This window comes from Paracoccus pantotrophus (assembly GCF_008824185.1).
Classification (GTDB): domain Bacteria; phylum Pseudomonadota; class Alphaproteobacteria; order Rhodobacterales; family Rhodobacteraceae; genus Paracoccus; species Paracoccus pantotrophus.
Window position 1 is genome coordinate 70,045 of sequence record NZ_CP044426.1, and the last position, 25,066, is coordinate 95,110.

19 protein-coding genes are annotated in these 25,066 nt (G+C 69.6%); 9 read left to right on the top strand and 10 right to left on the bottom strand.

Annotated elements, in window-relative coordinates; translation table 11 throughout:
- The first annotated feature begins 15 nt into the window (after nt 1–15).
- Nucleotides 16–594, top strand: coding sequence for a transglycosylase SLT domain-containing protein (locus ESD82_RS10790; protein ID WP_024842687.1), 579 nt, complete (start codon nt 16–18; stop codon nt 592–594).
- A 13-nt stretch (nt 595–607) separates the two neighbouring features.
- On the opposite strand, the gene ESD82_RS10795 is transcribed toward ESD82_RS10790, so the two are convergent.
- Both ESD82_RS10795 and ESD82_RS10800 read right to left on the bottom strand, forming a co-directional pair.
- Nucleotides 608–1,204 (bottom strand): LolA family protein, encoded by a 597-nt coding sequence (locus ESD82_RS10795; protein WP_024842686.1) that lies wholly within the window; start codon nt 1,202–1,204, stop codon nt 608–610.
- Between the two features lie 89 nt (nt 1,205–1,293).
- Nucleotides 1,294–2,553, bottom strand: a complete 1,260-nt coding sequence (locus ESD82_RS10800) for a UbiH/UbiF/VisC/COQ6 family ubiquinone biosynthesis hydroxylase (RefSeq protein WP_114669232.1) — start codon at nt 2,551–2,553, stop codon at nt 1,294–1,296.
- Between the two features lie 96 nt (nt 2,554–2,649).
- Between ESD82_RS10800 and ESD82_RS10805 the strand changes: the two genes are divergently transcribed.
- From ESD82_RS10805 to ESD82_RS10815, 3 genes are all read left to right on the top strand, one after another.
- Entirely contained in the window at nt 2,650–3,975 is a 1,326-nt protein-coding gene (locus ESD82_RS10805) for an amidase (RefSeq protein WP_024842684.1), read from the top strand.
- 128 nt (nt 3,976–4,103) lie between these two features.
- Nucleotides 4,104–5,297, top strand: a complete 1,194-nt coding sequence (locus ESD82_RS10810) for an aminotransferase class I/II-fold pyridoxal phosphate-dependent enzyme (protein ID WP_024842683.1) — start codon at nt 4,104–4,106, stop codon at nt 5,295–5,297.
- A 3-nt stretch (nt 5,298–5,300) separates the two neighbouring features.
- A complete protein-coding gene (locus tag ESD82_RS10815; RefSeq protein WP_024842682.1) occupies nt 5,301–7,988 on the top strand; it encodes a DNA translocase FtsK in 2,688 nt (895 codons plus the stop codon).
- Nucleotides 7,989–8,051: 63 nt separating this feature from the next.
- On the opposite strand, the gene ESD82_RS10820 is transcribed toward ESD82_RS10815, so the two are convergent.
- From ESD82_RS10820 to ESD82_RS10850, 7 genes are all read right to left on the bottom strand, one after another.
- Nucleotides 8,052–8,930 (bottom strand): alpha/beta hydrolase, encoded by an 879-nt coding sequence (locus ESD82_RS10820; protein ID WP_147428248.1) that lies wholly within the window; start codon nt 8,928–8,930, stop codon nt 8,052–8,054.
- A gap of 107 nt (nt 8,931–9,037) precedes the next feature.
- A complete protein-coding gene (locus tag ESD82_RS10825; RefSeq protein ID WP_147428246.1) occupies nt 9,038–10,120 on the bottom strand; it encodes an HlyD family secretion protein in 1,083 nt (360 codons plus the stop codon).
- Nucleotides 10,117–11,781, bottom strand: a complete 1,665-nt coding sequence (locus tag ESD82_RS10830; RefSeq protein WP_147428244.1) for an efflux MFS transporter permease — start codon at nt 11,779–11,781, stop codon at nt 10,117–10,119. The genes ESD82_RS10825 and ESD82_RS10830 overlap by 4 nt, the downstream gene beginning before the upstream one ends.
- Nucleotides 11,778–12,209, bottom strand: coding sequence for a MarR family winged helix-turn-helix transcriptional regulator (locus tag ESD82_RS10835; RefSeq protein ID WP_024842678.1), 432 nt, complete (start codon nt 12,207–12,209; stop codon nt 11,778–11,780). Before ESD82_RS10835 ends, ESD82_RS10830 begins: the two co-directional genes overlap by 4 nt.
- 115 nt (nt 12,210–12,324) lie before the next feature.
- Nucleotides 12,325–16,830: a translocation/assembly module TamB domain-containing protein gene (locus ESD82_RS10840; RefSeq protein WP_147428243.1), complete on the bottom strand. Its 4,506-nt coding sequence runs from the start codon at nt 16,828–16,830 to the stop codon at nt 12,325–12,327.
- Entirely contained in the window at nt 16,830–18,716 is a 1,887-nt protein-coding gene (locus ESD82_RS10845; RefSeq protein WP_147428242.1) for an autotransporter assembly complex protein TamA, read from the bottom strand. The genes ESD82_RS10840 and ESD82_RS10845 overlap by 1 nt, the downstream gene beginning before the upstream one ends.
- A gap of 91 nt (nt 18,717–18,807) precedes the next feature.
- The gene (locus tag ESD82_RS10850) at nt 18,808–19,731 is read right to left on the bottom strand and encodes a glucokinase (protein ID WP_024842675.1); all 924 of its coding nucleotides are present in this window, start codon (nt 19,729–19,731) and stop codon (nt 18,808–18,810) included.
- 155 nt (nt 19,732–19,886) lie between these two features.
- Between ESD82_RS10850 and ESD82_RS10855 the strand changes: the two genes are divergently transcribed.
- The 4 genes from ESD82_RS10855 to ESD82_RS10870 all read left to right on the top strand — a co-directional run bounded on the left by ESD82_RS10855 (nt 19,887) and on the right by ESD82_RS10870 (nt 22,713).
- Complete coding sequence (locus ESD82_RS10855) at nt 19,887–20,324, top strand: hypothetical protein (RefSeq protein ID WP_231486578.1); 438 nt, start codon at nt 19,887–19,889, stop codon at nt 20,322–20,324.
- A gap of 69 nt (nt 20,325–20,393) precedes the next feature.
- On the top strand, nt 20,394–21,785 hold the full coding sequence (gene ahcY, locus ESD82_RS10860; protein ID WP_024842673.1) for an adenosylhomocysteinase: 1,392 nt from the start codon (nt 20,394–20,396) through the stop codon (nt 21,783–21,785).
- A gap of 54 nt (nt 21,786–21,839) precedes the next feature.
- A complete protein-coding gene (locus tag ESD82_RS10865) occupies nt 21,840–22,274 on the top strand; it encodes an HIT family protein (RefSeq protein ID WP_024842672.1) in 435 nt (144 codons plus the stop codon).
- 97 nt (nt 22,275–22,371) lie between these two features.
- A complete protein-coding gene (locus tag ESD82_RS10870; RefSeq protein WP_024842671.1) occupies nt 22,372–22,713 on the top strand; it encodes a DUF2853 family protein in 342 nt (113 codons plus the stop codon).
- 60 nt (nt 22,714–22,773) lie between these two features.
- Here the strand turns inward: ESD82_RS10870 and ESD82_RS10875 are convergent, their stop codons facing one another.
- Nucleotides 22,774–23,391, bottom strand: a complete 618-nt coding sequence (locus tag ESD82_RS10875; RefSeq protein ID WP_024842670.1) for an enoyl-CoA hydratase/isomerase family protein — start codon at nt 23,389–23,391, stop codon at nt 22,774–22,776.
- Nucleotides 23,392–23,477: 86 nt separating this feature from the next.
- Here ESD82_RS10875 and ESD82_RS10880 point away from each other — a divergent pair, with 86 nt between their 5' ends.
- On the top strand, nt 23,478–25,040 hold the full coding sequence (locus ESD82_RS10880; protein ID WP_024842669.1) for a DUF2125 domain-containing protein: 1,563 nt from the start codon (nt 23,478–23,480) through the stop codon (nt 25,038–25,040).
- Nucleotides 25,041–25,066 lie beyond the last annotated feature (26 nt).

Sequence of the window (25,066 nt, forward strand, 5' to 3'; positions counted from 1 at the left end):
AAACATGAGGGCAGTATGAACAGGTTTCTCAAGCTCGCCATCGTCGGGCTGGTGGCCTCTTGCGGAGGGGGCGGGAACTACAAGGCACCGCGCAATCTGGAAAGCGCCTGCGCCATCGCGGCAGAGCGGCCCGCCTACATGCGCGCGATGAAGGCGACCGAGCGGCGCTGGGGCGTGCCGGTGCATGTGCAGATGGCGACGATCCACCAGGAATCGAAATTCATCGGCAATGCCCGCACGCCGCATCAATATGCGCTGGGCATCATTCCGATCGGCCGGCAAAGCTCGGCCTATGGCTACAGCCAGGCGCTGGACAGCACCTGGGACGATTACCGCAAGCAGACCGGCAACCGCCGTGCCCGGCGCGACAATATCCGCGACGCCACCGACTTCATGGGCTGGTACATGAACGATTCGGCGCGGGTGCTGGGCATCTCGAAATGGGACGCCGCCTCGCAATACCTGGCCTATCACGAGGGCCGCTCGGGCTTTGCCAGGGGTTCGCACAATTCGAAGCCCTGGCTGCTGGGCGTGGCGGGCAAGGTCCAGGCCAGGGCCGAGGTCTATCGCAGCCAGCTTGCCTCCTGCCGCTGACCGTTTCGCCCGCCTATTGGCGGCGGGCGATCTCGTTCTGGATGGCGAAGGTCGAGGCGGGAAAGCTCATCCCGGTCTGCATGTCGCCCAGGATCACCGTGGTGCGCTTGCCGGTGTCGTCGGTCACGACCCATTGCCGCAGCTGGGTCGGGTTGGCGGTAAAGACCATCTGGATATTGCCGTATTCCGGGTGCTGGGGATCCTGCGCCGTGACCACGGTGGTGTTCTTCTTTTCGGCATAGCCGGTGACCATGCGCGCCCGGCTCAGGTCGATGTTCGGCGCCAGGATCAGCGACAGCGGCGTCTTGGACAGCGGATATTGCTGCGGCGCGCCGCGCGTCTTGCCGTCGAACACGGCGACGTTGCCGGCCGAGGCCATGACCAGCGTGCGGTCGCCCTTGTATTCGAAGCGCACCCGCTGCGGGCGCTGGATATAGACCACCCCGGTCGAGATCGAGCCGTCGGCATTCACCTGGGTGAAATCCGCCTTGGCGGTCTTGAGGCTGTTGAGATAGCGCGAGATCTCGTTCAGCGGAATCTTCTCGGCCAGGGCGGGAAAGGCCATGGCCAGGCACAGGACGGGCGCAAGGGCGAGCGTTTTCAGTTTCATGGGCGGAATGATACCGATCCTCCAAAGACTTGCACATCACGTTCGCTGGATGCGCGGTGCTTCAACGCTGACGGCGGCGTGAGCGTTCCCTAAAGCCGCCGCCCGGTCAGCAGGCGCGGCATCGGCTCAAGGCTCAGCCCCGCCGCCTGGCGCATGAAGCCGCGCCGCAGGGGCGGGATGGCATCGACCAGACCCATGCCGATTTCGCGCGCGGCGCGCAGCAGCGGATTGGCGTTGGAAAACAGCGCGTTCACCCCGTCCATGCCAAGCGCCAGCGCCGTCGCATCCGGTCGGCGCCAGTCCTGGTAGCGTGCCAGCACCAGCTCGGCGCCGATATCCTCGCCGCGGCGGCGGGCGGCGACGACGACCTCGGCCAGCGCGGCCACGTCGCGCAGGCCCAGGTTCAACCCCTGCCCGGCGATGGGATGCACGCCATGCGCCGCATCGCCCACCAGCGCCACGCGCGCATCGACGTAGCGTTCGGCCAGGGTCAGGTTCAGCGGATAGGAAAAGCGCGGCCCGGCCAGTTGGATTTCGCCCAGGAAATCGCCGAAGCGCGGGCGCAGCACCGCCAGGAACTCCGCGTCCGGCAGATCCATGATGGCGCGGGCCTGGGCCTCGGGCTCGGACCAGACGATCGAGCTGCGATTGCCCGGCAGCGGCAGGATCGCCAGCGGCCCGGTCGGCATGAAATACTGATGCGCGGTGCCTTCGTGCGGCAGTTCGTGATCGACCGCCGCGACCAGCGCGATCTGGCCGTAGTCATGGCCGATGCGCCGGATCCCGGCCCGCGCCGCCACGCCCGATTGCCGCCCGTCGGCGCCGACCAGCAGCCGGGCCTTGATGCTGCGCCCGTCCGAAAGGCTGGCGCGGATCCCTGCGCCCTCGGCCTCTTGCCCGGTGACGGACAGGCCGGGCAGATGCGTGACCCGGCCCCGCATCGCGGCCAGCAGCGCGCGGTAAAGGAAGCGGTCCTCGAGCATATAGCCCAGCCGGCCTTCCTCGATCTCGGCGCCGTCGAAATGCAGGCCGAAGGGGCCGGCGCCTTCGCCCGGCACGCCCTGCGTCGCCTCGACCTTGCGGATCTCCTGCGCGTTCGGGGCCAGGTCGTTCCACAGCCCCAGCGCGGCCAGCAGCCGTTGCGAGGCCAGCGCCAGCGCATAGGCGCGGCCGTCGAAGGCGTCGCCGGCGCGGGCATCGGCGGGGCGGGCATCGGCCACCGCCACCGACAGGCCGGCATCGGCCAGGGCCAGGGCCAGGGCCGGGCCGTTCAGCCCGCCGCCGGCAATCAGGATGTCGAAATCGGTCCTCATGGGACGCAATATGACCTTCGGCCGGGCAATGTCCATGCGTCACGGCGGCCGCCAAGCGCATTGCGAGCCAGCCCGCGCCGGGATAGCCTGTGTCTTATTTGGTATCTGGATATTGTCGGTCGGGGGAAGGGCATGGATTGGCTCAGGGCATCTGCGGCGGAACAGGGAAGGGCGATCCTGGCCGGGCTCATCAGCCCGGTCGAGCAGGCCGAGGCCTATCTGGACGCCGCGGCCCGCCATCCCTATGGCGACCGCATCTATGCCCGGCTGACCCCCGAGCGCGCGCGGGCCGAGGCCATCGCCGCCCATGACCGCGCCCGCGCCGGGCTGCGCCGCGGCTTGCTGGACGGGGTGGCGATCAGCTGGAAGGATAATATCGACAGCGCCGGCATCGCGACCGAGGCCGGCTCGCGCCTGCTGCAAGGCCGCGTGCCCCGCCAGGATGCCGCGATCCTGGCCGGGGCGACGCTGGACGGGCTGGTCTGCCTGGGCAAGACGCATATGACCGAGCTGGCCTTTTCCGGCCTGGGGGTGAATCCCCGCACGGCGACGCCGCCCAACAGCATCGACCAGGAACTGGCGCCGGGCGGGTCGAGTTCGGGCGCGGCCGTCTCGGTGGCGCTGGGGCTGGCGGCGGCGGCGGTGGGCTCGGATACCGGCGGCTCGATCCGGGTGCCGGCGGCCTGGAACGGGCTGGTGGGCTTCAAGCCGACCACGGGCGCGGTCAGCGGTGCTGGCATCGTGCCGCTGTGCCGCCGCTTCGACGTGGCCGGCCCCATCGCCCGCACGGTCGAGGATTGCGCCGAGCTTTTCGCCGTGCTGCGCGGCGAGCCGGCAGCCGACCTGGCCGATGCCAATCCGCGCGGACTGCGGCTGATGGTGCTGGACGGTGTGCCCTTCGAGGATGCGCGCAAGGAGCCGGTCGCCGGCTTCGAGGATGCGGTGGACCGCCTGGCCCGCGCCGGTGCCCGCATCACCCATGCCGCGCCGCCCTGCGTGGCCGAGGCCATGGTGCTGGCGCCGCTGCTGTTCGCGCCCGAGGCCTATGGCATCTGGCGCGAGCAGATCGAGGCGGCGCCCGAGTTGATGTATCCGCCGATCCTGGAGCGTTTTCGCGGCGGCCAGTTCGTGCTGGCGGCCGATTACGTCGCCGCCTGGGAGGAGCTGGCCCGGCTGCGCGCCGACTGGGCGCGGCTGGTCGCGGGCTTCGACGCGGTGATCCTGCCCACGGCGCCGATCCTGCCGCCGCCGGTGGACCGGCTGCTGGCCGAGGAAGAGTTCTTTGCCCGCGAGAACCTGCTGACGCTGCGCAATACCCGCATCGCCAACCTGCTGGACCTGCCGGCGGTCAGCCTGCCGACCGGCCATCCGGGTTGCGGCATCATGCTGATGGGCCGCGCCGGCCAGGACCGCGCGCTGCTGGTGGCGGCCGCCGCGGCCGAGGCGGCGCTGCGCTGAAGCGTGGTTTTTCCGGGCAAATCCGGCACGGACGGGGGCAATCTGGTGGTGAAACTCTGGACGCATGGGGGGATTGCCGGTAGTCTTGCGGCAAAACGGGGCGCGACGACCCCGACTGAGAGGCAGTCATGGCAATTCCCGAGCGGTTCTCGAACCTGCCGGATTACGCGTTTCCGCGCCTGCGGAAGCTTCTTTCGGGCATCGAGCCCGGCGGCGAGCCGCTGATCCTGACGATCGGCGAGCCGCGCCATGCCTTGCCGGATTTCGTCGGCCCGGTCATGGCCGAAAGCATCGCCGATTTCGGCAAATATCCCTCGAACGAGGGCACGGCCGAACTGCTGGCCGCGATCTCGGGCTGGCTTTCCCGCCGGCACGGGCTGGAGGTCGCGCCCGAGCGGATCATGGCGCTGAACGGCACGCGCGAGGGGCTGTTCAACGCCGCCCTGGCGCTGGCGCCGGAGCGCAAGAACGGCCAAAAGCCTGCTATTCTGGTGCCGAACCCGTTCTACCAGGTCTATGCCGTGGCCGCCGCCGCCGTGGGCGCCGAGCCCGTCTTCGTGCCCGCCACGCCGGAAACCGGCCACCTGCCGCGCTTTGCCGACCTGCCGGCCGCGGTGCTGGACCGCGCCGCCGTGGCCTATCTGTGCTCGCCCGCCAATCCGCAGGGCAGCATCGCCTCCGAGGATTATCTCGAGGAGCTGATCGCGCTGGCCGACCGGCACGATTTTCTGGTCTTCGCCGATGAATGCTATTCCGAGATCTGGCGCGACGCCCCGCCGCCCGGCGCGCTGGCGGTGGCTGCGCGCATGGGGCTGGCCGACCGGGTGGTGATGTTCAACTCGTTGTCGAAACGCTCGAACCTGCCGGGGCTGCGCTCGGGTTTCGCGGCGGGCGGCGCGGCGCAGATCGCGCAGTTGCGGCGGCTGCGCAGCTATGCGGGCGCGCCGCTGCCGCTGCCGGTGCAGCGGGTCAGCGCCATGGCCTGGGCGGATGAGGGCCATGTGGACGCAAGCCGCGCACTCTACCAGCAGAAATACGCCATCGCCGATCGGGTGCTGGGCAATGTGCCGGGCTACCAGCCGGTGCAGGGCGGCTTTTTCCTGTGGCTGCCGGTCCCGGAAAGCGTCGGCACCGGCGAGGACGCGGCGAAAAAGCTGTGGGCCGAGGCGGGTATCCAGGTGCTGCCCGGCGCCTATCTGGCCCGCGACGGCGAGGCCGGCAATCCGGGCCGGAATTTCATCCGCGTGGCGCTGGTTGCGCCGGCGGAGCAGACCGAGGCGGCGCTGAACCGCCTGAAAATGTGTTTGTATCAAGGGGGTTGACGCATGGCGAGCTGGCAGGCGAAACACCGCGATCCGCTGTTTGACCAAAACACGCAGGCGGCGCTGGAGCGGCGCGGCAAGGAATTGCTGGGCGCGGGGCTGGTCATCCTGGGCGTGCTGATCGCGATGATGCTGGTCAGCTATTCCCCCGACGATCCCAGCTTCCTCTCGGCGACCGACCAGCCGGCGCAGAACTATCTGGGCCGCTTCGGCGCCTATGTCGCCTCGGCGCTGTTCATGATCACCGGCTACGGCACCTGGGTGCTGGTGGTGGGCGCCGTGGCCTGGGGCCTGCGGCTGATGCTGCACCGGGGCGAGGAACGGCTGATGCGCGGCATCTTCCTGCCCATCGCCATGGTGCTGGTGTCGATCTATGCCACCTCGATGACCCCGCCGGCGGCCTGGACGCAAAGCTTCGGCCTGGGCGGGCATCTGGGCGACATGCTGATGGGCGGCATGCTGTCGGCCATGCCGATGAAGGCATCGGTCGCGATCAAGCTGCTGGCACTGTTGACCGCCATCGGCACCGTCGCCTTCCTGGCTTTCGTGCTGGGCTTCGACCGCAAGGAACTGACGACCATCGGCACCTTCCTGCGCGAGGGGCTGGCCACCGCCCGCGTCCTGGCGCTGCATGCGGTGGATCGCGGCGCAAGGCTGTCCTCGGGCGCGGCGCGCGGGCTCAAGAGCCGCAGCGAGGCCCGGCGCGAGCGGGTCGGCCGCGCCGCATCCGCCGCCCTGCCGCAGGCGCCCCGCGGCGGCCTGCCGGGCCTGCGCCCGGCGCCGGCGCCCCTGGGCGATGATCGCGACTTCGCCCCCGAGCCCGAGTTGATCGACCCCGAGACGCATTATGCCGAGGATGACGAGCCGCCCTCGAACGCCGCCGTCAGCGCCCGCATCACCGATGCGATCCGCAGCCGCGCGGAAGGCGCCCGGTCCGAGGGCAAGGGGCTGCTGTCGGCGGTGACGGCGCGGCTGACCGGCGCCCGCGCCGCGCCCGCCCGGCACGAGCCGCCGCTGCGCGCCGGCGAGGATGAGGACGGCGAGGATTTCGCCGAACCCGTCACCGCCGCGCCCTTCGGCGCCGAGACGCCGCGCGTGGTGGTGCCGCCCAAGAAGCCCGCCCCCTCGCGCCAGGCGCAATCCGAGGCGCAGCCGGCGCTGCGCTTCGACGACGCGGCCAGCCATTACGAGCATCCGCCGCTGTCGCTTCTGACCGCGCCGACCACCGTCGAGCGCCACCAGCTGTCGCAAGAGGCGCTGATGGAAAACGCCCGCATGCTGGAGGCGGTGCTGGACGATTACGGCGTCAAGGGCCAGATCACCGAGGTCCGCCCCGGTCCGGTGGTCACGCTTTACGAACTGGAGCCGGCGCCGGGGCTGAAGGCCAGCCGGGTGATCGGGCTGGCCGACGACATCGCGCGGTCGATGTCGGCGCTGTCGGCGCGGGTCTCGACCGTGCCCGGCCGCTCGGTGATCGGCATCGAGCTGCCCAATGCCCGGCGCGAAAAGGTGGTGCTGCGCGAGATCCTGGCCTCCAAGGCCTATGGCGACGGCACCCAGCCGCTGCCCTTGGCGCTGGGCAAGGATATCGGCGGCGGGCCGGTGGTGGCGAACCTGGCCAAGATGCCGCACCTCTTGATCGCCGGGACCACCGGCTCGGGCAAGTCGGTGGCGATCAACACCATGATCCTGTCGCTGCTCTACAAGCTGACGCCCGAGGAATGCCGGCTCATCATGATCGACCCCAAGATGCTGGAACTGTCGGTCTATGACGGCATCCCGCATCTGCTGTCCCCGGTCGTCACCGATCCCAAGAAGGCCGTGGTGGCGCTGAAATGGGTCGTGGGCGAGATGGAGGAACGCTATCGCCGCATGTCCAAGATGGGCGTGCGCAACATCGAGGGCTATAACGGCCGCGTGCGCGAGGCGCTGGACAAGGGCGAGCTGTTCAAGCGTACCGTGCAGACCGGCTTTGACGAGGATACCGGCGAGCCGGTCTTCGAGACCGAGGAATTCCTGCCCGAGACCTTCCCCTATATCGTCGTCATCGTCGACGAGATGGCCGACCTGATGATGGTGGCGGGCAAGGAGATCGAGGCCTGCATCCAGCGCCTTGCGCAGATGGCGCGGGCCTCGGGCATCCACCTGATCATGGCGACGCAGCGGCCCTCGGTCGATGTCATCACCGGCACGATCAAGGCCAACTTCCCGACCCGGATCAGCTTCCAGGTCACCTCCAAGATCGACAGCCGCACCATCCTGGGCGAACAGGGCGCCGAGCAATTGCTGGGCCAGGGCGACATGCTCTACATGGCCGGCGGCTCGCGCATCACCCGCGTCCACGGACCCTTCGTCAGCGACGAGGAGGTCGAGGAGGTGGTGAACCATCTGAAAAGCTTCGGCCCGCCCAGCTACATGTCCGGCGTGGTCGAGGGCCCGGACGAGGAGCGCGCCGACAGCATCGATCAGGTGCTGGGCCTGTCCTCGGGCGAGGGCGGCGATGCCGAGCTTTACGACATGGCCGTCGCCATCGTCGCCAAGGACCGCAAATGCTCGACCTCGTATATCCAGCGCAAGCTGGCCATCGGCTACAACAAGGCGGCGCGGCTGGTCGAACAGATGGAGGAACAGGGCGTCGTCACCCCGGCGAACCATGTCGGCAAGCGCGAGGTGCTGGTGCCGGAGGTGTAAGCCGGCCGCATCGGGATCGGGGCCGGGCCGCTGCGCCCGGCCTTTTTCATGCGGCAGCCTAGCCTAGCCCGCCCGCCGGCCCAGGTGCAGCGCCAGCGCCTGGCGCGCGGCGGGGCGGATGACCGAGCCGTGGTTTTCCTGGGGGTGCGGGCGGTGGACCAGCTCGAGCCCCGGAATCCCGGACAGCAGCGACAGGATCGGCGGCGGTTCGGTTCCCGAACTGGCAATCAGCAGCGGCACCGCCGGGTCCAGCCGGCCGCCCGCCGCCAGGATGCCGCCGCGAAAGGCGCGGGCCTCGCGCAGGGGTTCGCCGGCGTTCCACCAGGTCGAGGGATCGGCCGCGGCATAGCGGGCGAACAGGCGCGGGCGGGTGAACAGCGTATTCAGCACGAAAAGCCCGCCCAGCGAATGACCGAACAGTGTCAGGTCGCCTGTATCCAGCGGCAGGCGCCGGCCGAGTTCGGGCAGCAGCTGCGCCGCGATCATCCGAAGAAAGGCATCCTGCCCGCCGGTCGGCCGGTCGCCGGGACCGCGCAGCCCCTCTTGCGCCGGGACCGGCTGCTTGCCGGGCGAGGTCAGGTCGAACCAGCGGCGGGCCGGGTCGAAGCGGGTCTCGACCGGATAGCCGATGCCGACCAGCGCCACCGGCGCCTCGGGCGCCAGTTCCTCGCGCAGATGCCACAGGATCGGAAAGGTCGCGTTGCCGTCCAGCGCCAGGATCGCGGAATAGCCGCCCCGCGGCGCCGGAACCTGCGGCAGGCCCAGGAAGATGCGCCAGGGCGCCTCGGCCGGGCCAAGGTCGAAATGGCTGGCGCGCGGATGCTCGATCCGCTCGGCCGGCTCCAGCCCGCGCGGCCTGCCTTCCTGCGCCCGTGCCGCGCCGGCGGCCATGGCGACCAGCGATACCGCCAGAAAGCCGCGTCGGGAAAGGGGGATCTGCATCTTTGCCTCCGGTCCATCGGCGGGCTGGCGGAAGCGGGCTTGCCCTTGCCCGCATGGCCTAGCGGCCACCGGCCCGGGGCGCAAGCCCGGCGGCGCTGGCGCTTGGCTCAGCCCTCGTGTCCCATGATCGGCCGCGCCTGGGCCGAGCGATCGGCGTTCGAGCCCTCGTCCACCGTCACCACCACCGACAGGCCCGGCTCAAGATACTCGGCCATCTCTTGCCCCGGATCGATCGCGATGCGCACCGGCAGGCGCTGCGCCACCTTGGTGAAATTGCCGGTGGCGTTCGAGGCCGACAGCAGGCTGAACTCGGAAGCCGTGGCGGGCGAAAAGGCCTCGACCCGGCCGGTAAAGGCGCGGTGGCGCATGGCGTCCACGGTGAAGGTGGCGCGGTCGCCGATGCGGATGCCGTGCAGCTCGGTCTCGCGGAAATTGGCGATGATCCAGACTTCGGGGCCGACATGGCTGACCAGCGCGGTGCCCGCCGTGACATATTGGCCCAGCCGCACCCCGACCTGGCCCAGCCGCCCGTCCGAGGGCGCGCGGATCACCGTATTGTCCAGGTCGATCCGCGCCAGTTCCACCGCCGCCTGGGCCGAGGCGATCTCGGCGCGTTTCGCGGCCAGCCCGACCTCGGCGCCCTTGACGTTCTCGCGCGCCACCGCGATGGCGCTTTCGGCCTGGGTGACGGCGGCCTCGGCCTGGCGCAGCGCCAGCTCGGTCTGGTCGGCCGAGCTTTGCGCCGTCACGCCGCGCGATTGCAGGGCCTGCGCCCGGTCCCAGGTCGAGGCCGCCGTGTCCCGCGCCGCCCGCGCCGCGGAAAGCGCCGCTTCGGCCGATTGCAGGCTGGCCTGGGCGGAATGGACGCCTTGTTCCTGGATCTTCAGCGCCGCCTCGGCACCTTGCAGGGTGGCCTGGGCCTGGGCAAGCTTCTGCCGGTATTGCCGGTCGTCGATGCGGGCGATGACCTGACCCGCGGTCACGGGCTGGAAGTCCCGCACCTCGACCGCCGCGACATAGCCGGACAGCTGCGGCGCGACGGTGGTCAGCTGGCCGCGGATATAGGCGTTCTCGGTCTGCGGATGGGCCGGGCGAAACGGCGGCAGGTGCCAGGCGTAAAGCACGATCAGCAGGCCGGCCAGGCCGGCGGCCAGCGCGATCAGGGTCGGGATCAGGTGGTTTCTGGTCATGTCTCGGGCTCGGGATGGGTCTGGGCGCCGGCCGGCAGCGGCGCGCGGCGCGCCGCCAGCCAGTCGCGGAACAGATGCAGCAGCAGCGCGCAAAGCGCCGCCGCCGCCAGCAGGAAGGTCAGGAAATAGGCGTCGTTATAGGCCATCACATAGGCCTGGGCGCCGGCATCCTGGGCGATCTGCGCCACCGCCTGCGCCTGGCGCTGCGCGGCATCGGCGATCTGCGGCGTCAGGGCGGCGCTGCGCTGCGCGATCTCGGCCGCGACCAGTGGGTCGGTGGCGGTCAGTTCCTCGCGCAGCACTTGCAGATGCAGGGCCTGGCGGTGGTTGATCAGGGTCGAGAACAGGCCCGATCCCATGGCCCCGCCCAGGGATTGCGTGGACAGGAAGACGATGACAAAGGACAGGATGTAGTTCGGCCCGCGCGCCAGGGCCGAAAGCAGCCCGCGCATCATCGCCGGCGCCAGGAAGAACGAGCCGGCAAAGGCGATCATCGCCTGGCTCAGCATCATCTGCGCCGGCCGGGTGTCCAAGCTGGCATGGCTGTCCATGAAGGCGCCGGCGGCGATCAGCGTCAGCGCGATGATGTGGAACAGCGGCACCCGCTCGGGCTTCATGAAGGGAATCAGCGCCAGCCCGCCCAGCACCGAGGCCACCGAGATCATCGCGAACAGCGGCACCAGCTGGTCCTGGGTCACACCCAGCACCTGGAACATGCGCGGCGCGCCCGCGCTTTGCTCGGACAGCACCAGGCGAAAGATCAGCAGCGTCGCCGTCAGGTGCAGCATCGCGGGGCTGGCCAGCCAGCGGATGTCCAGCAGCGGCGCCTTGCGGTGCAGCTCGATCACCACGGCCAGGGTCAGCGCCACGATGGACAGCGCCAGCACCCAGCCCAGCCAGGCCACGTCGGTCCACCAATGGATCGAGCCCATGATGAAGCCCACCGTCAGCCCGCCGAAGCCGGTGGCGATCAGCAGCCAGCTGACCAGGTCCATGGCGGCGATCACCTTGACGCGCGGTGCCGAGGTCAGCGGCAGGGCATAGACCAGCCCCAGCGACACCGCCGCCAGTCCCAGCGCCATGTAATGCAGCCCGTCCCAGCCGTGATCGCCCATCAGCGCGGGCGAGATCACCCGTGCCAGCATCGGCCCGGTCGCAACCATGGCCAGCACCATGGGCAGGCCCAGCCGCATCTTCCATTGGGGCGGCAGCGGCTCCAGCATATACATGAAGGCCAGCGTGGACAGCGGCGCCGAGGCCATGCCGGCGACGAATTGCACCGCCACCGCCGAGCGCAGGTCCGAGATGGCAAAAGCCGCCAGCGATACCGCCAGATAGACCAGGATCGCCACCTCGGCAAAGCGGCGCAGGCCGAACTGGGTGCGGATCTTGATCAGCAGCAGCGGCATCGAGGCGCGCGGGATCATGAAGGCCGCCATCAGCCAGGTCGCCTGGGTGGTGGTGGCGCCCAGGTCTCCGGCGATCTGCGGGATGTTGGTGCTGACGAAGCCCTGCGCCAGCCCCTGCGTCAGGCCGATGGTGATCGAGGCGCCGATATAGCCCAGCGTGGCCGGCCAGGACATCGGCACGAAGGGCGGCGGCGCGGGCGCGGCCGCGGCGGGGGGCGCAGGCGCCGCGGGGGCGGCTGGGGATCGGCTCATGCCTGCCGCAGCCCTTCGGCATTCCGCGCCATCCGTGCCAGCGTCCGGCGCGTGACCGCCAGATCCTCGGGCGCGATGCCCTGGGCCAGCGTGGCATCGACCTCGGCGCGAAAGCCCAGCAGGGGCGCGATCCGCGCCGCCTCGGTCAGATAGACGGCGTGCTTGCGGCCATCCTCGGGGATCGGGCGGCGCTCGGCCAGGCCCTGATCCTCCAGCGCGTCCAGCAGGCGCTTCAGCGTCGGCGTCTCGATGCCCAGGATCGCGGCCAGCTGGGCCTGGCTGGCGCCCTCGTGGCGGCCGATGGTGGTCAGCAGCCGGGCGCGCGCAAAGGTCAGCCCGTATTGCTCGACGCGCTGCTCGAAGGCGGCGCGCAGGGTCCGGGTCAGTTCGATGAGCGATTCGACGAGCGTGAAGGGACGGTCTGGCATGGGTTTCCCGCTGTTCCGCGAATTTCATTAGCAAGCTAATGAATATGTCGCAGCTATGCAAGGGGCGCCCCGGCCGCCCCGCGCCACCGCGGCGGCGGGCGGGGCGGGGCCGGGGTCAGTAATCGCGTTCGTAGAACAGGCCGATGGTGCTTTCGCCTTCGCTGTCGACCGAGCCGCGCGCGGTCAGCGTCGGGGAAATGTCCAGGTTCAGGTTCAGCTTGGTCTTGCCGTCGCCGCCGACCTGCACGTCGGTATAGAGGTTCTCGGACAGGTATTTGCCCGCCCGGACCGAGACATTGCCCTCGTCGTCCGTCGCCAGGTCCAGGTCGTCGAGCCCGGTCGAGGCCCGCAGCCGCCCGACGATCCCCTCGCCGCCGCGCCCGGCCAGGGTCGCTACGGCGCTGGCCAGCTGCGCGGCCTGAAGCGCGCTGATATTGTCCAGCCCCCGGCCGAACAGCAGGTGCGACAGTACCTCTTCCTGCGGCATCTCGGGCGAGGATTCAAAGGTGATCTCGGGATCCTGCGCCTCGCCGTCGATGATGATGCGGGCGGTGATGTCGTTCTGCACAGTCTCGGCCACCAGCCGGATCACCGGGATCATGCTGCCCTGCAACTCGATCAGCCCCTCGGTCATGTCGAACCGCTTGCCCAGCAGGTCGACCCGGCCGCGGATCAGCTCCAGCTGGCCGATGGGGATGGGTTGGCGGGCATTGCCGGTCAGGCGCAGCTCGCCGCCCAGTTCGGCATCGACGCCGCGGCCGCGGATGAAGACCTGCGACGGGGCCGAGACCAGCAGGTCGAAGCGTGCCGGATTGGCCGGCGGCGTCGCCGGCGGCGCGGCCATGCCGGCCTGGCGCGAAGCCTCGCTGGGATATTCCAGCAGCCCGGCCTTGGCGCGGGTCTGGCGCTGCGGCGGGCGTTCCGAACGGTGGATGATGTCCGGGATCGCCTTCGCCCCGCCCAGCCCGGTCGAGGGGATGCGCAGTTCCGTATGGCCCATGTCGATGCGGCCCGAGACCAGCGGCCCCTGTCCCACCGTGCCGGCGACGTTGATCGCGCCGTTCACCAGCGTCTCATAAAGGTTGGGGTCGCGCAGCACCACGTCGGACAGCCGCACGTCCAGGTTCATCTGCCGGTCGCCGACCAGGCTGACCGGGCCGCTGACGGTAATGGTGCCGCCGGCCTCGACCGCGCCGCGCAGATCGACGGCGATGCGGCCGGCGTTGAAATCGGCGTTGGCGTTCAGGCTGCCCACGGCCAGGCCGAAGCGCGGCTCGGCCAGCCGGCCATTGGCCAGCGCCACCCGCCCGGACAGCGATTCCAGCGCCGGCCGGCCATTCAGGCGCAGGTCGAAGCTCAGCGGCCCCTCGACCGAGCGGGTGCGCAGGAAGGGGTTGGCGGCGGCGGCATTGGAGTTGCCGCTGACCGCGATGTCGGCCGTGGACAGGTCTGTCGCCGCCGTGCCGGTCACGCGGGCCTGGGTATTGCCGGGTCCGGTGGCGGTCAGGTTCACGTCGTAGCTTCTGCCCAGGTTGCGGATGGTGCCGGCGACCGTCGCCGGGCCGGGAAAGCCCGGCACCACCAGGGCCAGGTCGTTCAACCGGGCGTCGAGGTTCAGCCCCTCGGCCGGGCTGCCGTCGCCGGTGACGCTGAACTGGCCGTTGCCGGCGCGCAGCCGGCTGACGGTCAGGCCGCCGTCCGGACGCTGCGCGGCGGCAAGGTCGAAGCTGGTCTCGCCCGCCAGCACGGCATCGGCCTGCGGGTTGCCGATGCCCAGCCCGCGGGCCAAGCCGCTGGCGGTGATCTGCCGCCCGCCGCCCTGCTGGTCCACGACATGGCCCGAGGCATTGACCGCGCCCCGGAAACCGCGGCCCAGAAAGCGCAGGTCGTCGGCGCGCAGGGTCGCGGTCAGGTCGGTGGCGCCCTGGCCCAGCCGGCCCTCGGCGCCCAGGTTCAGGCGCGGGTTCTCGACGGTCGCGGTCTCGATGGTGAAGACGCCGTCGCGCTCGATCCCGTGCAGGGCCAGCCGGGTCTCGCCCGCCAGCGCGCCATCGACCTGCGCCTGGCCAAAGGACAGGTCGGTGCCGGTGCCGGTCACCTCCAGCCGCCGCCCGCCCGAGCCGTCGTCCTTGAAGCTGCCCTGCGCGTTCAGCGCCCCGCGCCAGCCGCGGCCGAAGCTGGCCAGCGAGCGGATCTCGACCCGGCCCTGCATGTCGGTGTCGCTGGGGGCGATGCGGCCCTGCGCGGTGGCCAGCATCTGCCGGTTGGTCAGGTCGAAGCCATGCACGATGATCTCGTCGCCGCGCTGTTCGGCTGAAAGCCGCAACTCGGTCACGCCGGTCAGCGCCCCGTCCACGTCCTGCTGGCCCAGGCGCAGGTCGGTGCCGCGCCCGGTCAACTCGATCCGGCGGGTGCCGTCCTGCTCCACCGCCGTCGCCTCGGCGGTCAGCCCGCCCGAGAAGCCGCGCCCCAGCACCGCCAGGTCGGGCATGGACAGGTTCAGCGTCGCATCCATCGCGCCTTGCGCGAAGCTGCCCCGGCCCTCGGCGTCGATCTGCGGGTTGGTCAGCCGGAAAGTCTGCACCTCGAACCCGTCCCGTGCCTGCGCCGCCTCGACCAGCAGGTCGGTTTCGCCCTTCAGCGCGCCGTCCAGTTCGGCGATGCCGGTGACCAGATCCTGCGCCTTGCCGGTCAGGGTCACGCGGCGCGCGCCGGCGGCGCCGGTGGCGCGAAGCGCGCTGCGGACCGAGCCCGACATGCCGGGATCGGCCACCGACAGGTCCGGCATCTCGATGGTCGCGGTCAGGGTGCTGGAATAGCTGTCCAGCCGGCCCTGCGCCTCGGCCGTCAGGTTTCGGGCGCTCACCACCAGCTTGCGCAGGTTGATGCCCGAGGTGTCGCGCCGGGCGCTGAGTTCGATGCGCGACTGGCCCGCCAGCATGCGGTCGGCATGGTCCTGGCCGACGCGGATGTCGTTGCCCAGCACCTCTGCCTCGACGTCGAAGCCCTTGCCCAGCAGCGCGTAGCGACCCTTGATACGGGCATCGGCGGTGCCGCCCAGCTCGCGCCCGGCCAGGGCCGAGAAGCGTGCCACATTGCGGTGCTGCGCGGTGATGTCGCCCGACAGCGTGATCCCGGTGCGCAGGCCAGAGACGGTGGTCTCGCCCTTGAAGCCGAAATCCTCGCCGTTGATGTTCATCCCCCAAAGCTGCAGCGCATTGCCGGGCGTGAAGGCAAAGTTCAGCCCGCCGTTCAGCACCCGGCCCAGGGCCTGCGCCAGGCCCGGATCGGCCGGCACCAGGTCGTCCATGCCGAAGGCGATCCAGCCGCGCACCTCTTCCAGGGCCTGCTCGGCGGTCAGGGCGACGCGGCCGCGCCCGTCGAGCCGCAGTTCCGACAGGGTGATGTCGTCGCGGGCGATGTCACCCACCACGCCCTTGAGCACCCAGCCCGAGCCCTGCGCCGCGTCGTAATCCAGCCGCAGGCTGCCCGAGCGCACCGTGGTCGGGCGGTCGGCCCAGGGCAGCCGCACCGGCAATTGCGCCGCCCCGGCGTCCTCGCCCAGCAGCAGCGTCAGATGCGCGCTTTCCGGTGCGCCGCGGCTGGTGGTGGCCAGGTTGCCGTCCAGCCGCAGCGCCTCGGTCGCCAGCCGCAGCGAGGGGACGACCAGCCGGCCGTCCTGCCCGCGCCAGCCCTCGGCCAGAAGCTGCGATTGCGTGCCGAAAAAGGCGCGGTGCTGCGGCGGCACCAGCGCGGCCACGTCGCCGCCCAGCTCGGCGCGGAAGGCGGTGCCGGGGGCGCCGTCGCGCTCGGCCGCATCGACCGAGACGGTGCCGGTCACGCGCGGCTGGCCGTCGGTCGCCAGCTGGATATTGGCGGTGAAATCCGACATCGGCCCTTCGCCCGCGATCTCGGCGGTAACGGCGGGGCGGTCGTGCAGCTTGATCGCGTTCGCGAACAGCCCGTTGCGGTCCTCGTCCAGCCTCAGGTCCAGGCGCAGCACGCGGGTCTCGTTGGAAAAGCCCGCGTCCAGCGCGAACTGGCCGCGCGGCCCGTCCACGCGGTCGATGGTCAGCCTGGTCTCGCCCTCGCCGCCCGACAGGTTCATCGAGCCGTCGATGGCGATCACCGCCTCTTGCCCCATCACCGGCTGGCCCAGTTCCACCCGGCCTACGGCGATGCGGGCGATGTTCACCCCCACCGGCAGCTGCGGCAGCGAGAACTCGCGCGCCTCGGCCTGGGGGGCGCTGTCGCCGGTGCCGGGCAGGCGCGGCAGGATGATGCGCTCGGCCGAAAGCTCGTTGATCTCGACCCGCCGCGCCAGCAGCGCCGAGCGGGTCCATTGCATGGCGCCGTTTTCCAGCGTGATCCAGACGCCGTCGTCGTCGGCGATGGTCATGCGCTCGAAGGTCGCGCGCGAGGACAGCGCGCCGCGGAAGCCCTCGATCACCACCTGCCGGCCGGCGCCGGACAGCTTTTCTTCCAGGAAACGGGTGATGAAACCGCGGTCGTCCTCGACCTCCTGCGAAATTTCGGCGGCGGTATCCTGCGCCAGCGCGGCCAGGGGCGCGGCCAGGGCCAGCCCGAATGCCAGAACGAGACGATAAGCCAGATCACGCATCAGAACGCCTGCCCCAGACCGATATAGACCTGCACCCCGCCGTCGTCGCCATCGCCGCCGCCGACCGGGGTGGCGATGTCGAAGCGCAGCGGCCCGACCGGGGTGCGATAGCGGATGCCCGCGCCGGCCCCGGCCTGCCAGCCGCTGGCGCCGGACCAGCCGCTGTCCTCCCAGACCCGGCCGGCATCGGCGAACAGCGCCAGGCCGATGCGTTCGCGGACCTGGATGCGGGTCTCGGCGGTCAGGGTGACGATGGACATGCCGCCGGTGCGCACCATGCCGCCGCTGTTGTCGGGGATCACCTCGACGCCCAGCGATTCATAGGAATGGCCGCGCACCGTGCCGCCGCCGCCGGACCAGAACAGGTAATCGCGCGGGGTTTCCCCGATCTCGGGGCCGACCACGGTGCCCAGCCGCGCCCGGCCGGCCAGGGTGAAGCGGTCATCGGTGCCGAAGCTGTAATAGGCCCGCCCCTCGGCCAGCACCTGTGCGCCCGAGCCGGTTTCGTCCTGCAAGCCGACAAAGGGCGTGACCCCGCCCGACAGCCAATAGCCGCGCTTGGCGTCGGTCGGCTCGTCGCGCTTGTCCCAGATCACGCTGGTAGGCAGCGCGAAAAGCCGGAAATCGGTGCGGCCGCTGTCGTCGTCGACGCGCAGCGCCCGGTATTGCAGGGCGATATCGGCGGTCAATTCGTCGCTGGGGATCCAGGTGAAGCCCAGGCCGAAGGTGCCGGACTTGAGGTCGTAATCCTCTTCCTGCAGGCTTTCGACCTTGGCCAGCACATAGCCGGTGGTGTCGGCGGTGATGGTGGCGGGCCGGTCGATGCGCAGCCCCAGGCTGTAGTCGCGCCCGCTATCGCCGCCGATATCCGAGACGCCGGCATCCACGCGCAGCCGCTCGCCGCCGCGGAACAGGTTGCGGTTGATCCAGTAGGCGGTCAGCGACAGCCCGTCGGTATTGGAATATTCGAAGCCGGCACCCAGCCGGCGCAGCTTCTGCTCGGCCACCAGCAGGTCCACGTCCAGCGTGTTGCCGGGGCCGATCCGGTCGGCCTCGGTCAGGGTGATGGCCGAGAACACGCCCGAGCGGCGCAGGCGCTTCCTCACATTCTCGAGCTTCTCGGGATCGAAGCGTTCGCCCTCGGGGAAGCCGGCGATCTTGCGCAGCCGGCGCGGGTCCATGCGCTGATGGCCGCGGATGGTCAGCTGGCCAAAGCGCAGCTCGGGGCCCGGCGCCAGGCGGATGCGGCTGTCGATCAGGTTGGTGGCGTGGTCGGCGATGATCTCGGTCTCGGCCACCTCGGCCTTGGCGTGGCCCACGTTGCGCCAGCCCGCCACGCCGGCGGTGGCGGCGTTCTTCATGTCGCCGGTGCGGGCGATCTCGCCCCGGCGATAGCTGCGCGGCAGTTCGGTGCCCGGCGCCACCGGCGCGATCTCGGCCCGGCTGTAGCGAAAGCGCGGGCCGGGCTGGACCGAGACCACCACCCGGTGCACCACCTTGGGCGCGTCGAGCGGCGCGATGCCGGCAGCCTCGACCCCGTCCAGGGTGATGTCGATGACGCCCGAGTAATAGCCCTGGTCGTAAAGCACCCCCAGGATGCGGGCGTAATCGCCGCGCGCGGCGGCCAGCATGTCCTGGCCCGTCACCCGCCCCTCGTCCTGGGCGCTGACCAGAAGCGAGGTCTGCCGGATCGCCGGAAGCAGGGCGTCGTCGCCGCCATCGACCTGGAAATCCAGGTTCACGGGCGAGCCGTCATTGCCGTCCCGGCCGAACCAGCCCGAAAAGGGCGAGGAGGAAGGCGAGCCCGAGGACTGCGCCCAGACCATGCCCGCGCCGGTTGCAAGCACGATTGCGGCAGCCGTCCCTGCCTTGATCCAGCTTTTCATTGCCTGATTGCCCTGCTTCTGGCGGTTTTCCCGCAAGCATTGCAGGGCACGTCAACAAAATCCAGCGCAGCTGCCCAAATTCGGGCGATTTTCAGCGGATTGCGGCCAGACAGCCATGCAGCGCCGCCATGTCGTCCCGGATCACGCCGATCGGAACCGCCTGCGGAATCCGCGCCATCAGCGGGTCGGAAAGGAAGGCGCGCTCGAAGATTTCGAACCGATCGGTGCAGGAACGCGCGACGCTGCCGGCCAGGAACATGCCCTCCATCGGCATGAAACGAAAGGCAAGTTCGCGGCAGAACAGCCCGAACAGCCGGGCATAGAGCGCCAGCGTTTCCTCGGCCGCCTGATCGCCCTGGGCCGCGTCTGCGACCACGGTTTCGGCCCGGCCCTGCGGCAGGCCCATGCGCAGCGCGTGCAGCCGGGCAAGGCCGCGGCCGGCGAACAGTTCCTCGACCGAATCAATCGCCCGGCCGGCTGCACCAAGCGCCTCGGCCAGCGGCTCGGCCACGGAAAGCGGCAGGCGGGTATGGCCCTCCTCGGCCTCAAGGCAGGCGATCCCGCCGTCCGGCAGCACCTTGACCGCGCAGACGTTGAAGCCGGTGCCGGCATTCACCACCAGCCGCTGCCCGTTCGACAGCGCGCCTTCGGGCGCCGCGCGCAGGAAGCCCGCCGCCTCGCCGTCCAGGGCCGGCGTGGCATAGCCCAGGGCGATCAGGTCGTTGATCAGCCGCGCGCGGGGGGCGCCGGACAGCGTGCAGAGCCGTGCCGTGGAAAAGCTCCAGTCGCGGTTGGTCAGCCGCGCCTCGTCTCCCCAGACCGGGCCGGCGACGGCGACGCAGACCGCCTCGATCTGCGGGCTGCCCTGCTGGGCGAGGAACTTGGCCACCACCTCGTCGAATGTCGCATGATCGTCGCCGCGAAACCGGGTGATGGTATCGGCGACCAGCGCGCCGTCCCGTGCCAGCGCCATCCGCGCATTGGTGCCGCCCACATCCGCCAACAGGATCGCCATGTCTTCCCCCTTTTCCGCGCAGCCTCGTCCCGATCCTTCTAAGCCATTCCAGAGAAAGCTGCTACCGCTCACATTTGCGACTGGATCGGAACCTTTCGCGAACCCCGGCGGTTTTCCCCGGTCACCCGCGCAAGCGAAAGGTTGAGGCAATGCACATGACCCCGGCTTCCCGCATCGCAGCCGCCCTGCTGGCGGTGCTTCTGGCCCTGCCGGGCCAGTCCGCGCAGGCGGCGATCCAGACCCGCGAGGAGAACCTGGCCCATCCGCGCGGCTGGTCCGCCATCGCCGGCATGGACCCGCGCGCCGTGCGCGAGGTCGCCCGCACCCTGCCGCTGTCCGAAGTGGCGGTGGAGGACCAGCCCTGGTGCGACCGCAAGGCGGAACTGGAGCAGACCCTGCGCCAGGATTTCGGCGAGGCGCGGATCGCCACCGGGACCGATGGCGTGACGCTGTGGGGCTCGGACCTGATGGGCACCTGGACGGTGGTGTTCGAGCGGCCGGATGCGACCAGCTGCGTCATCGCCTCGGGGATCGGCTTCAGCGACGCGACCAGCCCGCAGGTGTTCTTCGTCAAGGCGGGCTTCAACGGCTGACCGCTTGGGTTTGCAGGACCGCGCCGGGGATGCTAAGGCCGCGCCAACAGCACAAGGCGCGAGGGCCCCATGACCGATTACATCATCCGCGACATCGCCCTGGCCGAATACGGCCGCAAGGAGCTGGACATCGCCGAGACCGAGATGCCCGGCCTGATGGCCCTGCGCGCCGAATATGGCGAGACGAAGCCGCTGAAGGGCGCCCGCATCGCCGGCAGCCTGCACATGACCGTGCAGACCGCCGTGCTGATCGAGACGCTGGTGGCGCTGGGGGCCGAGGTGCGCTGGGCGTCCTGCAACATCTTCTCGACCCAGGACCATGCGGCGGCGGCGATTGCGAAAGCCGGCATCCCGGTCTTTGCCGTCAAGGGCGAGACGCTGCCGGAATACTGGTCCTATACCGACCAGATCTTCCAGTTCGCGGAAGGCACGGCGAACATGATCCTGGACGACGGCGGCGACGCGACCATGTATGTGCTGCTGGGCGCGCGGGTCGAGGCGGGCGAGACCGGGCTGATCGACGTGCCGACCAGCGAGGAGGAGGAGGCGCTGTTCGCCCAGATCCGCAAGCGGCTGGCGGCCTCGCCCGGCTGGTTCACCCGGCAGCGCGATGCGATCCGCGGCGTCAGCGAGGAGACGACGACCGGCGTGCATCGGCTTTACGACCTGCACAAGAAGGGGCTCTTGCCGTTCCCGGCGATCAACGTGAACGACAGCGTCACCAAGTCGAAATTCGACAACAAGTATGGCTGCAAGGAATCGCTGGTCGACGGCATCCGGCGGGCCACCGACGTGATGATGGCCGGCAAGGTCGCCGTGGTCTGCGGCTATGGCGACGTGGGCAAGGGCTCGGCCGCGTCGCTGCGCGGTGCCGGCGCCCGCGTGAAGGTGACCGAGGTCGATCCGATCTGCGCCCTGCAGGCCGCCATGGACGGCTTCGAGGTGGTGCTGCTGGAGGAGGTGGTCGCGACGGCCGACATCTTCGTCACCACCACCGGCAACAAGGACGTGATCCGCATCGAGCACATGCGCGAGATGAAGGACATGGCCATCGTCGGCAATATCGGCCATTTCGACAACGAGATCCAGGTCGCGGCGCTGAAAAACCACAAATGGACCAACGTCAAGGACCAGGTGGACATGATCGAGATGCCCTCGGGCAACCGGATCATCCTGCTGTCCGAGGGGCGGCTCTTGAACCTGGGCAATGCCACCGGCCACCCCAGCTTCGTGATGTCGGCCAGCTTCACCAACCAGGTGCTGGCGCAGATCGAGCTGTGGACCAAGAACGACGCATACGCGCCGGGCGTCTATATCCTGCCCAAGGCGCTGGACGAAAAGGTCGCCCGGCTGCATCTGGACAAGATCGGCGTCAAGCTGACCAAGCTGTCCAGCGAACAGGCCGCCTATATCGGCGTGACGCCCGAGGGCCCGTTCAAGTCCGAACATTACCGCTATTGAACGCGTGGGCGCGGCTCGACCGGGGCCGCGCCGCAAGCCGGGAAGGGGGACCGGATGTCCGACGATTGCCTGTTCTGTCGCATCGCGCGCGGCGAATTGCCGGCGCATCGGATCTATGAGGACGAGCATATCCTCGCCTTCCTGGACCTGCATCCCATCCGTCCCGGCCATTGCCTGGTCATTCCCAAGCGGCATTACCCCTGGTTCGAGGATCTGCCCGAGGATCTTGCCACCCGCATCACCGGTTGCGCGCAGCGCCTGGCCCGGCAGATGAAGGCGCTTTACGCGGTCGAGCGGGTCGCCCTGTTCTATACCGGCATCCATGTCGCCCATGCCCATGCGCATGTCGTGCCGATGCATCATGTGCATGACGTCTCGTCGCAGGCCTATCTGAAGGACGGCATCGACAGTTTCGCGGCGCCGCCGCAACTGTCGCCCGAGGAAGGCGCCCGGATCGCCCAGGCGCTGGCCCCCGCCTTCGCGGGATAGGCACGCCGCGCCGCAAGCGTGCGGTTTCAGTTGATATTTGCCCGCCCGGCGCTAGGCTCTCCCCTGGGATGAACCAATCCGAAGGGGGGACAGAGCAATGAGCAAGCGCGACGATCTGATCGCCAAATACGCCGCCGACATGAAGGACAAGCTGGGCGTCACGCCCGACATGGACCTGCTGACCAAGGTGGTCATCGGCTGCGGGCCTTCGATCTACAACGCCGACGGGGAAACCGTGGCCGGATCGGACAAGGCCGAACTGGAGCGTATCAGGACCAACTACCTGATGAAAAAGCTGGGCCTGCCCGACGGCCCCGAGCTTTCCGCCGCCATCGACAAGGTGATCGCGAAATACGGCAGTTCCAACCGCAACAAGTATCGCGCGGTGGTCTATTACATGCTCTGCATGCATTTCGGCAAACAGGCGGCCTATGCCTGACGGCGGTGACGCAACGTCACGAAAGGCCGCGGCCAGGCGCTGAACGCCGGGCGGGCGCCGTCAATCCAGCATCCGCTTGATCGCCGCGACATGGCCGGCATCGGCGGCGCAGGCGTCGGCGGCCAGCGCCGCGGCCTCGTCCAGCAGCGCCTCGGGCGCGACCAGCCGGTCGATCAGGCCCCAGGCCAGCGCCTCTTCGGCCGGGATCTTTTGCCCGGCCATCAGGATCATCTTGGCGCGCGCCGGCCCGACCAATGCGCGCAGGCGCAAGGGATCGCTGGGCTGGGGCAGGAAGCCCAGGCGCATGACCGGATAGAAGATTTTCGCACCCGGCACCGCCAGCCGCAGGTCGCAGGCCAGCACCATGCCCAGGGCGCCACCCGCCGCCGTGCCGTTCAGCGCGGCGATGGTCAGGCAAGGCATCGAGGCCACGCGGGACGACAGCCGCTCCCATTCCGGGGACAGGGCCAGCCCGGCGCGGGCCTCGTCCAGATCGGCCCCGGCGGAAAACACCGCGCCCTCGCCGGTCAGGATCACGGCGCGCAGGGCGGGCTCGGCGGCCAGCGCGTCGAAAGCGGCGGTCAGCCCGGCCAGCATGGCGCCGGTCAGCGAATTGGCCTTGGCCGGGCGCGCGATGGTGATGCGTCCGATCCCGCCGACGATTTCCCTGGTGATCATCATTCCCTCCTTGGACCCGCGCGCTGGCTGTGGCAAAAGCCGGATCGGTGTTTCTTATGCAATTCTCGCCGGAAAGGTGTTATGAAATGAACCTGCGACTGACAAGCTCGGCCCTGGCGCTGGCCGCGATGACGGCCCCGGCGCTTGCCGATGTGACTTCGGAACAGGTGTGGCAGTCCTGGGTCGATTACTACCAGTCGCTCGGTTACAGCGTGACCGAGGGCAAGCGCGACAAGGCCGGCGACACGCTGACGCTCAGCGACATCGCCATCAGCGGCGGCGTGCCCGACAGCCAGGTCAGCTTCAGCATTCCCCAGGTCACGCTGAGCGAGGGGGCCGACGGCACGGTCAAGACGGTCTTCGCCGACCGGATGACCGGCGAGGCGCATGGGACCGATCCCGACGGGCAAAGCTACAGCCTGCCCTTTACCGTGGACATGCCGGGCAATGCCATCGTCACCTCGGGCGCGCCCGAGGACATGACGCATGACTTCGACTATCCCGCGATGGACTTCACCTTGACCACGATCAAGAGGGGCGACAAGGAAACCCCGCTGCCGATCAAGGTGGGCGTGGCGGATTCGACCGGCACCTTCCACATCATTGCCGGTGCACCGGCGAAATACGACTATGCGATGAAATCGGGCGCGATCACCTTCTCGGGCGACGTGGACAGCGAGGAAGGCGACAAGGTCAAGTTCGGGGGCAGCCTCGCCGATCTGGAAACCACCGGCGAGATGGCCGTCCCCTCCGGCATCAAGCTGGAAGAGGACATGAACGCCGCGCTGAAGGCCGGGCTTGCCATGAATGGGGTGCTGAAATCCGGCGCCATGGCGGTCAGCTTCGACTTTGCCGGCACCGACGAAGGCGGCGAGGCCACCAGCGGCGCCGGCAAATACGACGGCAAGGGCTTCGAGCTGAGCTTCGGCCTGTCGCAGGACGGCATGACCTACCAGGCGGGCTCGGATGCCGGCAGCTTCGAGCTGACCAGCAGCGACATGCCCTTCCCGATCAATTACGCCATCGAAAGCGGCAGCTTCGACATGCAGATGCCGGTGATGCAGTCGGATCAGGCGCAGCCCTTCAAGTTCGCCTATTCGCTGGCCGGGCTGACGCTGGGCGATGCGATCTGGAACCTGTTCGACGCGCAGGGCCAGCTGCCGCGCGACCCGGCCTCGCTGGACATCGACGTGACCGGGCAGATGAAGGTGGCCAAGGACATCTTCGACCCGGCCGGCATGGCGCCTGCCGCGGACGAGGCCCCGGATGAGGCTGAGACCGACGGCGCCGAGGGCATGGAGGCTGCGGAAGCCGACCCGCAGCCCTTCGAGCCGGTCGAGGTCGCGATCAACCAGTTCGCGCTGGTCGCGCTTGGCGCCAAGGTGAATGCCGAGGGCGCGCTGAAGGCCCCGGAAAGCGGCGACATGACCACCCCGGTCGGCGAGGTCCATGCCCGTTACGAGGGCGTGAACGGCCTGATCGACAAGCTGGGCGCCATGGGCCTGATCCCCGAGGATCAGATCATGGGCGTGCGGATGATGATGGCCATGTTCGCCAAGCCGGTCGCTGAGGGTGAGGACAGGCTGGAAACCAGGCTCGAGTTCAAGGAAGACGGCTCGATCTTTGCCAACGGCCAGCAGATCAAGTAACCCCTCCGGGGCGCGGCGCCCGGCGC